Consider the following 14,977-nt stretch of genomic DNA (forward strand, 5'->3'; position numbering starts at 1 on the left):
CATTTCAATATGCGTTATGTTGCCCGGCTTCTCGGCTTTATCTTCACGAGCCTGACGATCGTTTTCATCGTCGGGGCCGCTGCGGCGGGCATCGTCATTTGGAAGTTCGAGCAGGATCTGCCGGATTATACGCAGCTCAAGAATTACGAACCGCCGGTGATGACCCGCGTTCATGCGGCGGACGGCTCGGTGCTGGCCGAATATTCCAAGCAGCGGCGGCTCTATCTGCCGAGTTTTGCGATCCCGCCCTTGGTGAAAGAAGCTTTCATCTCGGCCGAGGATAAGAATTTCTATCATCACGGCGGCGTCGATTTCGAGGGCATGGCCCGCGCCGCGCTCGTCTTCGTCCAGGGCACGCGCCACATGCAGGGCGCTTCGACCATCACCCAGCAGGTCGCCAAGAACTTCTTCCTCAGCCCTAAACGCGACGTCACCCGCAAGATTCGCGAGGCGCTGCTCTCTTTCCGGATCGAGTCCGCCTATTCGAAAGAGAAGATCCTCGAGCTCTACCTCAACGAGATTTATCTCGGCATGGGCAATTACGGGGTCGCGGCATCGGCACTGAATTACTTCAACAAATCGGTCAATGAACTGACGGTTGCCGAGGTCGCCTATCTCGCGGCGTTGCCGAAAGGCCCGAACAATTACAATCCCTATACCGAGCGCGAACGTGCCATCGACCGGCGCAATTGGGTCATCGATCGGATGGTCGAGAACGGCTACGTGGCGCCCGCTGAAGGCGCCAAGGCAAAGGCCGAACCGCTGGGTGTGACGCAGCGTGTGCTTTCGCCGAATACCTATGCCGCCGGCTTCTTTGCCGAAGAAGTGCGCCGCGAATTGCTCGACCGCTACGGCGAAAAGAAACTCTACGAAGGTGGGCTTTCCGTTCGCGCCACGCTGGACCCGACCGTGCAGATGATGGCGCGTCATGCGCTGGCCGACGGTCTCGTCCGCTACGATGAGGCGCGCGGCTTCCACGGCCCGATCAAACATATCGAGATCGGGCAGGACTGGGGTCCACCGCTCGCCACCCTCCCGGCCCTGGGCGATGTCGCGCCCTGGCGGCTTGCTGTCGTTCTCGAAGCCGACGACCAGTCGCTGCGCATCGGCTTGCAGCCGAGAAAATTGCCGTCGGGCGAGGTTGAAGCCAAACGCGAAACCGGCGTCGTCCTCCCCGTCGGCCTGAAATGGGCACACCGGCGTCAGCATTCGACACTGGCGACGGGCGACATCATTTACGTCGAGCCCATCGCCGGCCAGCCCGGACAATACCGGCTGCGGCAAACGCCGGAAGTTGGCGGCGCCATCGTCGTCATGGACCCGGTCACTGGTCGCGTGCTCGCGATGGTCGGCGGCTTTTCCTTCGATCAGTCCGAGTTCAACCGCGCGACGCAGGCGTTCCGCCAGCCAGGCTCGTCGTTCAAGCCATTCGTCTATGCGGCGGCGATCGATAACGGCTATACGCCGTCATCCATCGAGCTCGACGAACCGGTCTCGATTGATCAGGGGCCGGGCCTCGGCATCTGGACGCCGGAAAACTTTGAAGGCAAATCGAGCGGCCCGCACACGCTGCGCTATGCGATCGAACATTCGATCAACCAGATGACGGTGCGGCTCGCCCGCGATATCGGCATGCCGCTGATCGCCGATTACGCGCGCCGCTTCGGCATCTATGATAATCTGCCGCTCTATCTCTCAAACTCGCTCGGCTCAGGCGAGACGACGCTGATGCGCATGACCACCGCCTACGCGATGCTTTGCAATGGCGGCAAGAGAATCAAAGCGACGCTGATCGACCGCATCCAGGACCGCTGGGGCCACACGATCTATCGGCACGACGAACGCATCTGCCAGAATTGCAACGAGACTGCCTGGCAAAATCAGGACGAGCCGGCGATCATCGACAAGCGCGAACAGGTCATCGATCCGATGACTGCCTATCAGATCACCTCGATCATGGAAGGCGTGATCGAACGCGGCACGGGCCAGGCGATCCGCGCCGTCGGCAAGCATCTCGCCGGCAAGACCGGCACGACCAATGACGCGAAAGACCTTTGGTTCGTCGGCTATTCACCGGACCTCACGGTTGGTGTCTTCATGGGCTACGACCATCCACGCTCGCTTGGAGATTCCGCCCAGGCCGCCCTTTATACCGCGCCGATCTTCCGCGACTTTATGGAAGTCGCGCTCAAAGATAAGCCGGACGTGCCGTTCCGCGTGCCGCCGGGCATCAAGCTTATTTCTGTCGATCTGAAGACCGGTATGCGCTCGACGGGGCCGGGCACGATCCTTGAAGCGTTCAAGCCGGGCACCGCGCCGCCGACCAATTTCAACTATGGCTCGCAGCCGGCGACCGTGCTCACCGTCGATCCCAATGCGGATCATAATTTGGGGCAGGGCACCGGCGGCCTCTACTAGGCCGTAGGCTCGCCGCTAGACGGCAAACGATCCGTTGCGTACGGCGGGGATGCCCGCTTGCAGGCACTTGTCCACTGCAAGCGTCCGCCAGCGACCTGCTGCGCATCAGTCGCGCGATAGCCCGCGAGAAGCGGCGCGTACGCGGCGAGCCTACGGGATACGAACTCGGTGAAGAGCCGCACGCGCTTCGTCTTGCGTGTCTCTCCCTGTGTGAGAAGCCAAACCGTTCCGTACAGGTGCAGGTCGGTGCCCGGCACCTTCACCAGGTGGGGGTCGGCATCGCCAACGAAGCACGGCAGTGTCGTGATCCCGAGCCCTTGCCGTACAGCAACGATCTGCGCCTCGGCGTCCGTGGTCCTGAATGGAACCCCCGTGGTGCGAACCTCACCCTCGCTGGCCCAATCCGGAATTCCATGAAGGCTTATGACAATCCATCGGATGGGATCAGGCGCGTCTGCACGCCACGCGGCTAGTCGATCGCGGGACATGTAGACGCCGCCGAACAGCTCCGGTCCCTTCAGGCCATGAAGATTGAGCGGCAGGGTTTTGTGGTCGTAGACGACGCGGATCGCGACGTCGGCCTCTCGGTTGGTCAGATTTGCCAGCTCGCCGGACGACAAGATTTCCATCTCGATGTCAGGATGCAGCCGCGCGAAATCGGCGAAGTCCGGCATGAGCAGGTGGGTCGCCAGCGGCGGCGCCAGTGTCACCCGCAGAAGTCCGCGCACGCTCTGGTCGCGCCCGAAGACGCGCGTCTCCAGCTGGTGCGACGACGCTTCCATCTGGTTCGCGAGTTCGAGGACCTCCTCGCCCGCCGCCGTCAGGCGGTAGCCCGAAGGCAGCTTTTCGAACATCTGCGCCCCGAGGCGTTCCTCGAGCTGGGCGATGCGCCGCAGCACCGTCGAGTGATTGACCCCAAGACACTCGCCGGCAGCCCGCACTGAGCCGCCGCGCGCGACGGCAAGAAAATAGCGAACGTCATCCCAGTCGATCATGGTGCAATCCGGCACCACGCGGTGCGCCTTCTAAGCCCGTATCTAACATACCAAACAGCATCTCGTATTTGGGTAGCCATCCTAACGAGCGCAGCCCATTCCGAACGGCGAACCGGCGTCAGTCGTTCAGCCGGATCGATTTCGCACCACCCCTGTGCGCGCTTTGGCACTCAACGCCTGACGCCAGTGGCCCCATCTCGAAGGTCTCGGGGCCTCCCGACGGAACCTGAAAGGATGAGTCATGGGGAAGCTTGAGGGTAAGGTTGCAGTCATCACGGGTGGAACGAGCGGCATGGCGCTGGCGAGCGCCATGCTTTTCGTTGAAGAAGGCGCCTATGTTTTCGTCACGGGCCGGAGGCAGGAAACGCTCGACGCGGCCGTCAAGCAGATTGGCCGGAACGTGACCGGCTTTCGCGGCGACGCGGCCAGTCTCGACGACCTCGACCGTCTGTTCGACACGGTCAAGCGCGGAAAGGGCAAGATCGACATCCTGTATGCGAGCGCCGGCACGGGCGAAGCCGTCCCGCTGGGCGAGATCACCGAGCAGCATTTCGATGCGACCTTCGACCTGAATACGCGCGGCACGCTGTTCACGGTGCAGAAGGCGCCTGCCGCTGTTCAACGACGGCGGATCGATCTTCATGACCGGGTCCTTTGCTTCGGTGAAAGGCTTTCCCGGTTACGGCGTGTATGCGGCGAGCAAGGCGGCGTTGCGCTCCTTCGCACGCACTTGGCTCAACGAACTGAAGGGCCGGAATATCCGGGTGAATGTGCTCAGCCCGGGGCCGATCGCAACACCGATGCAGGACCAAGTCCTCACCGAGGGGGCGAAGCAGATGTTCGAATCTCTGATCCCACGGGGAACGATGGGTCGTCCTGAGGAAATTGCGGCGGCCGCGCTGTTTCTCGCTTCGGACGATTCGAGCTTCGTGAATGGCGTGGATCTGTCTGTCGACGGCGGCTTCTCGGCCATCTGAAAATCGGAGACGCATTATGAGCTACGCGATTATAGGATTCGGTAAGATAGGCCAGGCTCTCGCCTACGCCTTCGCCCGTAAGAACATCAAGGTAACCGTCGCGAGCCGCCGGCCGCCCGAGGCGTTGGCGCCACAGGCTGGGGCGATTGGACCCACGGTCGTCGCCAAGTCACTACAAGATGCAGTCGAGGCCGACACGATCATCTTGGCGGTGCCGTTCGGGGAGCATCGCGAGGTTGCGAAGGCCCTGCCAAGCTGGAAAGGCAAGACGATCATCGACGCGATGAACACGTTTGGAGTTCCGCCTGAGGAGCTGGACGGCCTCCCATCCTCCGCCTTCGTTGCGAAGGCGTTCATTGGCGCCACGCTCGTGAAGGGTTTCAACCATCTGGGCGCAACCAAACTGGCTGCCGATCCAATCGTCGAGGGTTTCCACCGGGTCGTCTTTCTTTCGAGCGACGACGAGGACGCAGTCGCGCTCGTGGCGGATTTGGCCAACCAGCTCGGCTTTGCACCCGTCAATCTGGGCAAACTCAACCAAGGTGGCCGGCTGGTCCATGCACGCGGCCGCATTTGGGGCCAGCTGATCTTCCAGGACCTGTTCAAGAAGGAGCAGTAACGGATTTACTGTCCACTGTCAGAGGTGCTGCTTGCCTGCGCCCATGAGAGTCCACGCGGACTAAGTCATAATCCGAGGTCCGGAAGCGGCGAGGGCTTCGACGTCCCCTTTCCGCCCATCTCAGTCATTCCCATATGAGTTCATGGCTTAATTCCCCGCCTTGGCGCCCATTTACATCCCCAGGCCGCGCCCCTATGTTCCGCCGCCTTCTCGACCGGAGTTTTTTCCTTTCATGCGTGCCGAAGCCGAATCGCTGACTCAATCGATCAAGCAATCCATGGGATTGCTGAGGAGGCATCTTTGACGTCGATGCTTCAACGCGCCGCCTCGCGGAACTGAACGCCAAGGCCGAAGATCCCAATATCTGGAACGATGCCGAAACCGCGCAAAAGGTGATGCGCGAACGCACCGAGCTCGAAGAGCGGCTTGGTGCAATGGCGCGTTTCGAGTCGGAGCTTGAGGACGCGGTCACGCTCGTCGAACTGGCCGAGGCCGAGAACGATGCGGATGCCGAAAAGGAAGGCGTCGGCCAGCTTAAAAAGCTCAAGCAGGAAGTCGAGCGCAAGCAGATCGAATTGCTGCTTTCGGGCGAGGTCGACCAGAACGACACCTATATCGAAGTCCATTCCGGTGCCGGCGGCACCGAGAGCTGCGATTGGGCGCGCATGCTGTTTCGCATGTATGCGCGCTGGGGTGAGCGGAACAAATTCAAGGTCGAAATCATCGAAGAGACAGCAGGCGACGAGGCGGGGATCAAATCCGCCACGCTGCTGATCAAGGGCCACAATGCACATGGCTGGGCGAAGACCGAGTCGGGCGTCCACCGGCTGGTGCGGATTTCGCCGTTCGATTCAAATGCACGCCGTCATACGAGCTTCGCCTCGGTCTGGGTCTATCCCGTCATCGATGACCGCATCGAGATCGACGTGAAAGAATCGGATTGCCGGATCGATACCTATCGCTCGTCGGGCGCCGGTGGTCAGCACGTCAACACGACCGACTCGGCCGTCCGCATCACGCATCTTCCGACCGGCATCGTCGTTGCCTGCCAGGGCGAACGCTCGCAGCACAAGAACCGCGCGACGGCGTGGAACATGCTGCGTGCGCGCCTTTATGAGCGCGAGATGGAAATCCGCGAGGCGGCGGCCAGCGTCACCGAGGCGTCCAAGACAGAGATCGGCTGGGGTCACCAGATCCGTTCTTACGTCTTGCAGCCCTATCAACTGGTGAAAGACCTGCGCACGGGCGTAACGTCGGGCACGCCGTCGGATGTGCTCGACGGCGATCTCGAACCGTTCATGGAAGCGGCGCTGGCGCAGAAAGTTTATGGCGGCGGCCCGGGCGAAGTCGAGGACGTGGATTAAGGAATGCGTCATTGCGGGCAAAACGAAGCAATCCCAAAGGCTGGATTGCTTCGTCACTTAAGCTCCTCGCAATGACAGCGGCGAGAGGGGATTTAAGTGCAGCGTGGCCGCCAGAGAATTTTCAACGTCCCGCTGGTTCTTGTCATCCTCGTCGGGCTGATGCTCGGCATTCACCTGCTGCGCCAGCTTCTGCCGCTCGAACAGGATATCTGGACGCTCATCCATTTCGGCTTTGTACCCGGACGCTTCACCTATGCGTTCGACCCTGGCCGGATCGCAAAAGTCATCGCGGCGGCGCAAGACGCCGACCCGATGCAGGGCGAGATTGATCGCGCCTTTCTCAACAATGGCAAGCCATTGTGGTGGACGCCGCTGACTTATGTTTTCCTGCACGCCAATTGGGCGCATGTGGGATTCAATGCGCTCTGGCTCGTGGCCTTCGGCGCACCGGTCGCACGGCGGTTTGGTCCGCAGCGTTTTATCGCCTTCTGCATCGGCGGCGCGGTCGCGGGCGCATTGGCGCATCTCCTCACGCATCTGAATGATTTGCAGCCGGTGATCGGTGCCTCGGCCGTCGATGCGGCGACGATGGCGGCGGCGGTGCGGTTCATGTTTCAGCCGGACACACCGTTGGGCGAGAGCGGGCGCGGGTCGGAGCGCCCGCCCCATGCGCGGCCGGCACTATCGCTGATGGCGGTCTTCACCGACAGCAGCGCGCTGACCTTTCTCATCTTCTGGTTTGTGACGAATTTTATTTTCGGCATCGTATCCGGGCCGGGCAACGTCGGTGGCGGCGCGATTGCCTGGCAGGCGCATGTCGGCGGATTTTTATTCGGCCTTTTGGCATTTACGCTTTTCGATCCGCCTTATGCCGCGCCGCACAATGAAGACGTTTTACCGATTGACGATTAACCGGAATGCTTTTCGCGCGTTGCGAGAAATGACAAGCTAAGTCTGAACGGCGCACGCGGGTTGCTGCGGCGCAAGGGATTCATCTTCGCGCTTGCAGATTGATTCATTCGAAAAAGCCATGCATTCTTATGGCAATCAATCGCCATGAACGCGATTGTTCACGAAATGCCATGCAAGGAGGTCAAGATGACAATCGCGCGAATCCTGGCGACAAAGGGTCGTGAGGTCGAAACCGCGCAGCCGCACCGGACCCTGCTTGAAATTTCCCAAATCCTTGCCGCGCGCCGTATCGGCGCCGTGGTCATTTCGGATGCATATGGTGCGTTGCTCGGCATTCTGTCGGAGCGCGACATCGTGCGGGCGCTCGGGCAGGGCGGTGTTCACGCGTTGGACGACCCAGCGTCGTCGCATATGACGATCAATGTCATTACGATAACAGAAGACGTGACCGTGCTTGACGCGGTTGAACTTATGAACGCGGGCCGCTTCCGTCACATGCCGATCATGAAAGATGGCCGGGTGGACGGCATCATCTCGATTGGCGACGTCGTCAAATTCCGACTCGCGGAGATCGAGCAGGAACAATCGGCGATGCGCGAATATATCGCGACCGTTTAGCCGGGCCTAAGTTTCCGGCCCGTCGAAGCTGAGCGTCGTCGCGCCGGCGCCGAGCGCGACCTTGCGATAGAAACACGAGCGGCGGCCGGTGTGGCAGGCGCCGCCATCGCCGCCGGGCAGGACTTTCATCAACAGAATGTCCTGATCGCAATCCGTGTGGATCTCGACGATCTTCTGCTGCTGGCCGGACGTGTCGCCCTTGCGCCAGAGGCTTTTGCGCGAGCGTGACCAATAATGCGCGATGCCGGTTTCGAGCGTCAGCCGCAGCGCCTCGGCGTTCATATGCGCGAACATCAGCACCGCGCCGTCGCCGGCGTCGATGGTGATGCAGCCAATGAGGCCGTCGGCATCGAAGCGCGGCGTGAAGACGCCGCCCTCTTCGAGTTCGGCCTTGCCGCCGGGAGGCGGGAAGGGGGTCATGGAAGTCCTATCTGCCCCGGACGAGGGTGAGGAACCGCACTTGTTCGGCCGGATCGTCGCGGAAGACGCCGGTGAATTGATTGGTGATGGTCGAAGCCCCCTGTTTCATGACGCCGCGCATGGACATGCACAGATGCTCGGCCTCGATCATCACCGCCGCGCCGCGCGGACGCAGGTGCTTTTCGATAGCGCCGATGATCTGCGAGGTGAGCGCCTCCTGCGTCTGCAGGCGACGCGCATAGATATCGACGAGCCGGGCTAGTTTCGACAGGCCGACGACGCCCTCTTCACCGACATAATAGGCGATATGCGCCTTGCCGATGAAAGGCACCATGTGGTGTTCGCAATGCGAGTTGAACGGGATATCGCGAACGAGGACTAGGTCGTCGTAGCCCTGAACTTCCTCGAAGACGCGCGAAAGAACCTCGCTTGCGTCGTGCTTGTAGCCCGAGAAAAGCTCTTCATAGGCCTTCACGACACGCGCGGGCGTCTCGCGTAGGCCTTCACGTTCCGGATCGTCGCCGGTCCAAAGAAGCAACGTCCGCACCGCCGCTTCCGCTTCTTCGCGGCTGGGGCGAATGGGAGAGGGGGTGGGCATTTTGGGAAGCTGGCGATCGAGCAAGGACTTAACCACGTCATCCATGTGGCGCCTCCAATGGCAGAGTTGAGAGTTAAGAACAAACCTCAGGTAAACAAGGTCGTATTCGGCATTCCTGAGGCGGTGTGACCCAAAAAAGCGCCAAATCTCGTCGTCGAGCCTCGGTTCCCCTATATAGGAGCTTCGTCTAACTTATCCCTATATAGGGTTTGTCGCGGCCGGTCATCCCCGCCGCAGGGCAGCAAAAATCCATGCTCAACGACGTCTATAACAACAAAATTCTCGAACTCGCGGCTAACATTCCGCGCCGCGGGCGGCTTGCTGCGCCGGACGCGACGGCGCGCGCGCATTCGAAACTGTGCGGTTCGACTGTGATCGTCGATCTGACCATGGAAAACGGCCGGGTGACGGATTTCGCCCATGATGTAAAGGCGTGCGCGCTCGGCCAAGCCTCGTCCTCGATCATGGCGCGTCACGTCATCGGCGCGACCGGGCCGGAACTTCGCCAGCTCTGCGATCGTGTTCGCGCTATGTTGAAAGAGAACGGACCGCCGCCCGAAGGCAAGTGGGCGGATATCGCGGTGCTGGAACCGGTGCGCGACTATAAGGCGCGCCATGCTTCGACGCTGCTGACGTTCGAAGCGACGGTCGACGCCGTCCAACAGATCGAGGCGCGGGAAAAGGTCTCGCAGGATGCCTTCTGACGGCGAGCTCAATGACTGGCAGCTTCTGCCGCGCCGCGGTGCGCATCTTCTGATCCGCGCCTATCAGCTCAGTCTTTCGGCTTTTATCGGCCGGTCTTGCCGGCATGAGCCGAGCTGTTCTGCCTATACAGATGAGGCGATTCAGCGGCATGGCCTTATCTTGGGGAGCCGCCTGGGCGCGGTCCGGATCTGTCGCTGTCATCCATGGGGAACTTCGGGCTACGATCCGGTCCCGGAGAAGGTTGTCCCGTTGCGGCGAAGGTTCGGAGTATTTTTCGCTCGTCCGCACAGGCGGTTCGAATGCGAGGCCGAAACCCCCAAAGCACCGAAGCAGTAAAGGCGCGTTTGGCCGCATCGCCAATTGACTGTCGTTGATCCGACAAATCCACTAAAAGACCGGCGTGTTTGTCGGGCTTTGCGAAGCCGTTGGGAATGAGGGAATGACGTGAGCGCAACCAATCCGCGTGTGGCCGATTATCCGGTCGATTTGCAATTTATCGGCCGCTGGTCACCGCGGGCGTTCACCGGCGAAGCAATTCCAGAGGCGGAATTGCGCAGTCTATTCGAGGCGGCGCGTTGGGCACCGTCGTCGTCCAATTTGCAGCCGTGGCGCTTTTTCTATGCTTTGCGCGGCACACCGGAATTCGACACGTTTCTCGGTCTTCTATTCGAAGGAAACCAGGTTTGGGCGAAGAATGCCGGCGCGTTGCTTGTGCTCGCCTCCAAGACGACGAACCTCCCGGCCGGGAGCGACACGCCGGTCACCACGCGCAGCCATTCGTTCGATACCGGTGCGGCGTGGGCTTATTTTGCGCTCGAAGCGCAGCGGCTCGGCTGGGCGACCCATGCGATGGGCGGGTTTGATGTCGCACGCACGGGACCGGCGCTGAATCTGCCGGAGGATTATCGTCCCGAAGCCGCTATCGCCGTCGGCCGCAAGGGTGATCCGAGCATTTTGCCGGAAGGTCTGCAGGCCCGCGAGCTGCCGAACGGCCGCAAGCCGCAAAGCGAATTCACATTCAGGGGCGGCTTCCCCGCCTAGCACATCCATCTCGGGAGAATTGCCATGAGCACCAAATTGAACCGGCCGCGCGAGATCATCGAATTCTGCCTCGCGCCACTCGGCATTTCCGAAACAAGCGAAGAATATAAAGAGGCGTTTCGCCGTCTGGAGCATGTCATCAAGACGTTCCAGCTCGCGGCGGCGCGGGAGAAGCAACCGGTCTCCGTCGACTTCACGCACATCAATACGATCACGATCGACGAGCGCGCGCACGGCGACGAGTGAAATTATCGTCTCGCACCGCGTAGCGAACTTGCGCCCGGCAACGCCCGTGATGTGTCTGAAAACCTTTATTTTATAAGGTTTTACGCGATATCGAAAAGGTGTGAACCTTTTCGCCGGTGCGTCGATATCGTGCGAAAGTCATGGTAACGTCATCAGTGGGAGGCAGCGTCGCCGGGCGAAGCGAAGGAGAGAGTGCCGTGCAGTCCAAAGGCGATCAGCTGAAACCCGTCGAAGTGGCAACCGAAGTCGAAGAGGCTGTTGAGGTTCCGCCGCCGGTCGATCCGGCGCTTACCGGTGATTCGTCGCCCGCGGCCTCGATCTCGATCATGGATAATATCGCCGAAGGAGCCGTACCGGATCCCGACCTCGTCCATTCGCCGGAGCGGTTCATCAATCGCGAATTGTCGTGGCTCGAATTCAACCGTCGCGTCCTGCAGGAGGCCTCGAATCGCAATCATCCTCTGCTGGAGCAATTGCGGTTCCTGTCGATCTCCGCCAACAACCTCGACGAATTCTTCATGGTCCGCGTTGCGGGCCTGCGCGGCCAGGTGCGGGCGGGTGTTTCGACACCGTCCGAGGACGGACTGACACCGGCCGAACAATTGGCCAAAATTCGCGAGCGTGTTGGCTTGGTTGCGGCCGAGCAGCAGAGGCGCTGGGGCGAGCTGCGCGCGGAATTGAAAGCCAATTCCATCGTTCTGCTTGAGGCGCGCGATCAAGAGCCCGCCGACATCGCGTGGCTCGAACAATATTTCCTGCAGCATGTCTTCCCGCTGCTGACGCCGCTGGCCGTCGATCCGGCGCATCCGTTCCCATTCATCCCCAATCTCGGCTTCACCGTCGCGCTCGAACTGGTCGAGCCACGCGAGAACCGGCATCTCAAAGCGCTGATACGTCTTCCGACCAAGGCGGACCGCTTTGTTCAATTGCCGCCGTCGGGAAACACCCAGCGTTTCATCGCCATTGAGACGCTTGTCGGCATGTTCACGCAGGCGCTGTTCCCCGGTTATCTGGTGCGCGGCTCCGGTATTTTCCGCGTCATCCGTGACAGCGATATCGAGGTCGAGGAAGAGGCTGAAGATCTTGTGCTGCTCTTCCAGACGGCGTTGAAGCGCCGCCGCCGCGGTTCGGTTATCCGGCTTGAAGTCGATGGGCGTATGCCGGAGCAATTGCGCAATTTTGTCGCCGAAGAACTCGACGTCGCCTACGACGAAATTTTCGTCCTGGATGGAATGCTGGCGCAGAACGAACTTTCGACGCTGATTGGCGCCGTCGATCGGCCGGAGTTGAAGTTCAAGCCGTATAATCCGCGGTTCCCCGAGCGGGTTCGCGAGAACGGCGGCGATTGCTTCGTCGCTATCAAACAGAAAGACCTCGTCGTCCATCATCCGTACGAGTCCTTCGACGTCGTCGTGCAATTTCTGAAACAGGCTGCGGCCGACCCGTCGGTGGTGGCGATCAAGCAGACGCTCTATCGTACATCGGCCGACAGTCCGATCGTCCGGGCGCTCATCGAGGCGGCGGAGGCCGGCAAATCGGTTACCGCGCTCGTCGAATTGAAGGCCCGCTTCGATGAAGAGGCCAACATCCGCTGGGCGCTCGATCTCGAACGCGCCGGTGCACAGGTGGTCTTCGGCTTCATCGCGCTCAAGACGCACGCCAAGCTGTCGATGGTCGTGCGGCGCGAAGGCAATGGCCTCGTAACCTACTGCCATCTCGGCACCGGCAATTACCATCCGGTGACGGCGCGCATTTACACTGACATTTCGTTCTTCACGGCCGATCCGGCAATCGCGAGCGATGTCTCACGCGTCTTCAATTACATCACCGGCTATGCCGAGCCGGCGCAATTGGAGCGCATGTCGATCTCGCCGATCAATTTGAAGAAGCGGCTGCTCGATCACATCGCGCGCGAGGCGGAATTGGCCCGCGCGGGCAAGCCGGCGGCGATCTGGGCCAAATGCAATGCGCTCGTTGATCCCGAGATCATCGATGCCCTTTATGCCGCGAGCCACGCCGGCGTGAAGATCGATCTGATTATCCGCGGCATCTGCTGCTTGCGGCCGGGCGTGCCGGGTCTTTCGGAAAATATCCGGGTGAAATCGATCATCGGCCGCTTCCTCGAACATGCGCGTGTCTATGCTTTTGGCGCCGGCCACGGGCTGCCGCACTCGAAGGCGGCGGTCTATATTTCGTCCGCCGATCTGATGCCACGCAATCTCGACCGCCGCGTCGAGTCTTTGGTGCCGATCACCAATCCGACCTGTCACAGCCAGGTGCTCGATCAGATCATGATCGCGAACCTCATCGACAATCAGCAGAGCTACAGAGTGCTGCCAGATGGGTCGAGCACGCGGATCAACGCGGGCAAGGAAGAACCGTTCAACGCGCATTCCTATTTCATGACCAATCCAAGCCTCTCGGGCCGCGGCAAGTCGTTGCAGGAATCAGCGCCCAAAACCCTGCTCAAACGTCTGGAGGGCCGGTGAACCTGCAAATGCCGAAACTCTTTGCAACGATGCAATTGCGCCCGGAGGTCAAGGGACCGGTCGCCGTCGTTGACATCGGTTCAAACTCGGTACGGCTCGTCGTTTATGACGGGCTGACGCGATCGCCGACGCCGATCTTCAATGAAAAGGCGCTCTGCGCTTTGGGTCACGGCGTGGCCAAGACAGGCGAACTGGCAGCGTCGAGTGTGGCGAAGGCACTCGCCGCGCTCAAGCGCTACCGCGTTCTGATCAAGATCATGAACGTTCAGCAGGTTTATGCTTTCGCCACCGCCGCGGCGCGCGATGCGTCAAATGGGCCGGCCTTTGTTGCCGATGCCAGCAACGCGATCGGCGCGCCTGTCAGCTTGCTTTCGGGGCGGCGGGAGGCGGAGCTTTCCGCGCTCGGCGTCATTTCAGGTTTTCATGAACCGGACGGCATCGTCGCCGATCTCGGCGGCGGTTCGCTCGAACTCATCGACATCAAAGGCGCGAAGGTCGGCAAAGGCATCACGCTGCCGCTCGGCGGCCTATCGCTGATGGATGCGTCCAACCACTCGCTGCGCAACGCCGCGCGCATCGCCCAGGAAGCTCTGGAAGATGCCAAGCTGCTCGCCAGACTGCGCGGCCGTACGCTCTATGCCGTCGGCGGAACCTGGCGCGCGCTCGCCAAATTGCACATGCGCCAGCGCAATTATCTGCTGAGCATCATGCATGGCTATAATATTCCGGCGCGGGAAGCTGCCGATTTCGCCGGCCTTGTCGAGCGCGTGAATGCCGAAGCGTTGATTGCCGTCGAGGCGGTGACGCCGGCGCGGCGTCCCTTGCTTGCCTATGGCGCGATTGTCCTCGATGAAATCATCCGCAAGGCGCCGCCGAAACAAGTGACTATCTCCGCCTCCGGCGTGCGCGAGGGCTTGCTGTACGAACAATTGTCGAGCGCCGAGCAGCGTCTCGATCCGCTGATTTTCGCCGCGCAGACGTTCAACGATGCCTATGCGCGCTCGCCTCGTCACGCCGAGGAACTGCGGCAATGGACTGACCGCTTCATGGACTCGTTGCGTTTCGACGAGACGCTTGAGGACAAACGGCTTCGGCATGCGGCCTGCCTGCTCGCCGATGTCAATTGGCGTGCGCATCCCGATTATCGCAGCGAGCAAAGTCTGAATATCGTTGTGAACGGTGCTTTCACCGGCATCGATCATCCGGGGCGCTGTTTCCTCGCGCTCGTCATGTCTTATCGTTATCTGGGCCTCGACGCCGACGTGAACCCGCAAGTGCGCGCGCATGTTTCGCCGCGGCTTCTCGATCAGGCGCGATTGCTCGCGGGCGCCATGCGCGTCGCTTATGCCGTCTCCGCCGGTATGGCGGATGTGCTGCCGCGCGTGCCGCTGATCACGTCCAAAGGCAAGACGATCCTTACGCTGCCGCCAGATCTAGCGGACCTGGCTGGCGAGCGGCTGAGCAATCGCCAGAAGCAGCTTGCCAAGCTGATTGGCCGCGAGGCGGTGATCCAGACGGGCGCCACGATAAAGACAGGCAGCAGTTCGGTCGAGACGGCTTAATCTTGCCTGCAAC

13 protein-coding genes and 2 pseudogenes are annotated in these 14,977 nt (G+C 61.0%); 12 read left to right on the top strand and 3 right to left on the bottom strand.

Annotated elements, in window-relative coordinates; translation table 11 throughout:
* The first annotated feature begins 9 nt into the window (after positions 1 to 9).
* Positions 10 to 2,418, top strand: coding sequence for a penicillin-binding protein 1A (locus tag WDN02_RS10655; protein ID WP_337293468.1), 2,409 nt, complete (start codon positions 10 to 12; stop codon positions 2,416 to 2,418).
* Between the two features lie 119 nt (positions 2,419 to 2,537).
* On the opposite strand, the pseudogene WDN02_RS10660 reads toward WDN02_RS10655, so the two are convergent.
* A pseudogene (locus tag WDN02_RS10660) lies at positions 2,538 to 3,413 on the bottom strand (LysR family transcriptional regulator); the annotation flags it as partial.
* 241 nt (positions 3,414 to 3,654) lie between these two features.
* On the opposite strand from WDN02_RS10660, the pseudogene WDN02_RS10665 reads away from it, so the two are divergent.
* The 5 genes and pseudogenes from WDN02_RS10665 (at position 3,655) to WDN02_RS10685 (ending at position 7,903) form a co-directional block, all read left to right on the top strand.
* A pseudogene (locus WDN02_RS10665) lies at positions 3,655 to 4,390 on the top strand (SDR family oxidoreductase).
* Positions 4,391 to 4,406: 16 nt separating this feature from the next.
* Entirely contained in the window at positions 4,407 to 5,009 is a 603-nt protein-coding gene (locus WDN02_RS10670) for an NADPH-dependent F420 reductase (RefSeq protein WP_337293469.1), read from the top strand.
* A gap of 232 nt (positions 5,010 to 5,241) precedes the next feature.
* Positions 5,242 to 6,373, top strand: a protein-coding gene (prfB, locus tag WDN02_RS10675; RefSeq protein ID WP_337293470.1) for a peptide chain release factor 2 whose coding sequence is annotated in 2 segments (ribosomal slippage) — positions 5,242 to 5,310 and positions 5,312 to 6,373 — 1,131 coding nt in all. Because the reading frame shifts where the segments join, the coding sequence is not laid out codon by codon here.
* Positions 6,374 to 6,469: 96 nt separating this feature from the next.
* Positions 6,470 to 7,285, top strand: a complete 816-nt coding sequence (locus WDN02_RS10680) for a rhomboid family intramembrane serine protease (RefSeq protein WP_337293471.1) — start codon at positions 6,470 to 6,472, stop codon at positions 7,283 to 7,285.
* Positions 7,286 to 7,471: 186 nt separating this feature from the next.
* Positions 7,472 to 7,903: a CBS domain-containing protein gene (locus WDN02_RS10685; protein WP_337293472.1), complete on the top strand. Its 432-nt coding sequence runs from the start codon at positions 7,472 to 7,474 to the stop codon at positions 7,901 to 7,903.
* Between the two features lie 6 nt (positions 7,904 to 7,909).
* Here WDN02_RS10685 and hisI read toward each other — a convergent pair whose 3' ends face one another.
* Positions 7,910 to 8,323, bottom strand: coding sequence for a phosphoribosyl-AMP cyclohydrolase (gene hisI / locus WDN02_RS10690; RefSeq protein ID WP_337293473.1), 414 nt, complete (start codon positions 8,321 to 8,323; stop codon positions 7,910 to 7,912).
* 7 nt (positions 8,324 to 8,330) lie between these two features.
* Positions 8,331 to 8,966 carry a GTP cyclohydrolase I FolE gene (gene folE / locus WDN02_RS10695; protein ID WP_337293474.1) on the bottom strand — a complete coding sequence of 212 codons (636 nt, stop codon included), beginning with the start codon at positions 8,964 to 8,966 and terminating at the stop codon, positions 8,331 to 8,333.
* Between the two features lie 206 nt (positions 8,967 to 9,172).
* Between folE and WDN02_RS10700 the strand changes: the two genes are divergently transcribed.
* The 6 genes from WDN02_RS10700 (at position 9,173) to ppx (ending at position 14,964) form a co-directional block, all read left to right on the top strand.
* Complete coding sequence (locus tag WDN02_RS10700) at positions 9,173 to 9,625, top strand: iron-sulfur cluster assembly scaffold protein (RefSeq protein ID WP_337293475.1); 453 nt, start codon at positions 9,173 to 9,175, stop codon at positions 9,623 to 9,625.
* The gene (gene yidD / locus WDN02_RS10705; RefSeq protein WP_337293476.1) at positions 9,615 to 9,962 is read left to right on the top strand and encodes a membrane protein insertion efficiency factor YidD; all 348 of its coding nucleotides are present in this window, start codon (positions 9,615 to 9,617) and stop codon (positions 9,960 to 9,962) included. Before WDN02_RS10700 ends, yidD begins: the two co-directional genes overlap by 11 nt.
* Positions 9,963 to 10,070: 108 nt before the next feature.
* Positions 10,071 to 10,667 (top strand): nitroreductase family protein, encoded by a 597-nt coding sequence (locus tag WDN02_RS10710; protein ID WP_337293477.1) that lies wholly within the window; start codon positions 10,071 to 10,073, stop codon positions 10,665 to 10,667.
* A 24-nt stretch (positions 10,668 to 10,691) separates the two neighbouring features.
* Positions 10,692 to 10,913: a hypothetical protein gene (locus WDN02_RS10715; RefSeq protein WP_337293478.1), complete on the top strand. Its 222-nt coding sequence runs from the start codon at positions 10,692 to 10,694 to the stop codon at positions 10,911 to 10,913.
* Positions 10,914 to 11,239: 326 nt separating this feature from the next.
* Positions 11,240 to 13,402 (top strand): RNA degradosome polyphosphate kinase, encoded by a 2,163-nt coding sequence (locus WDN02_RS10720; protein ID WP_337294919.1) that lies wholly within the window; start codon positions 11,240 to 11,242, stop codon positions 13,400 to 13,402.
* Complete coding sequence (gene ppx, locus WDN02_RS10725) at positions 13,399 to 14,964, top strand: exopolyphosphatase (protein ID WP_337293479.1); 1,566 nt, start codon at positions 13,399 to 13,401, stop codon at positions 14,962 to 14,964. The genes WDN02_RS10720 and ppx overlap by 4 nt, the downstream gene beginning before the upstream one ends.
* Positions 14,965 to 14,977: the final 13 nt, after the last annotated feature.

It is taken from the genome of Methylovirgula sp., assembly GCF_037200945.1.
GTDB lineage: Bacteria > Pseudomonadota > Alphaproteobacteria > Rhizobiales > Beijerinckiaceae > Methylovirgula.

Excerpts from the sequence above, each read along its gene's own strand:
- hisI (WP_337293473.1), bottom strand. The coding sequence starts at position 8,323 with ATGACCCCCTTCCCGCCTCCCGGCGGCAAGGCCGAACTCGAAGAGGGC.
- WDN02_RS10700 (WP_337293475.1), top strand. The coding sequence starts at position 9,173 with ATGCTCAACGACGTCTATAACAACAAAATTCTCGAACTCGCGGCTAAC.
- WDN02_RS10655 (WP_337293468.1), top strand. The coding sequence starts at position 10 with ATGCGTTATGTTGCCCGGCTTCTCGGCTTTATCTTCACGAGCCTGACG.
- yidD (WP_337293476.1), top strand. The coding sequence starts at position 9,615 with ATGCCTTCTGACGGCGAGCTCAATGACTGGCAGCTTCTGCCGCGCCGC.
- WDN02_RS10715 (WP_337293478.1), top strand. The coding sequence starts at position 10,692 with ATGAGCACCAAATTGAACCGGCCGCGCGAGATCATCGAATTCTGCCTC.
- WDN02_RS10685 (WP_337293472.1), top strand. The coding sequence starts at position 7,472 with ATGACAATCGCGCGAATCCTGGCGACAAAGGGTCGTGAGGTCGAAACC.
- folE (WP_337293474.1), bottom strand. The coding sequence starts at position 8,966 with ATGGATGACGTGGTTAAGTCCTTGCTCGATCGCCAGCTTCCCAAAATG.
- WDN02_RS10670 (WP_337293469.1), top strand. The coding sequence starts at position 4,407 with ATGAGCTACGCGATTATAGGATTCGGTAAGATAGGCCAGGCTCTCGCC.
- WDN02_RS10720 (WP_337294919.1), top strand. The coding sequence starts at position 11,240 with ATGGATAATATCGCCGAAGGAGCCGTACCGGATCCCGACCTCGTCCAT.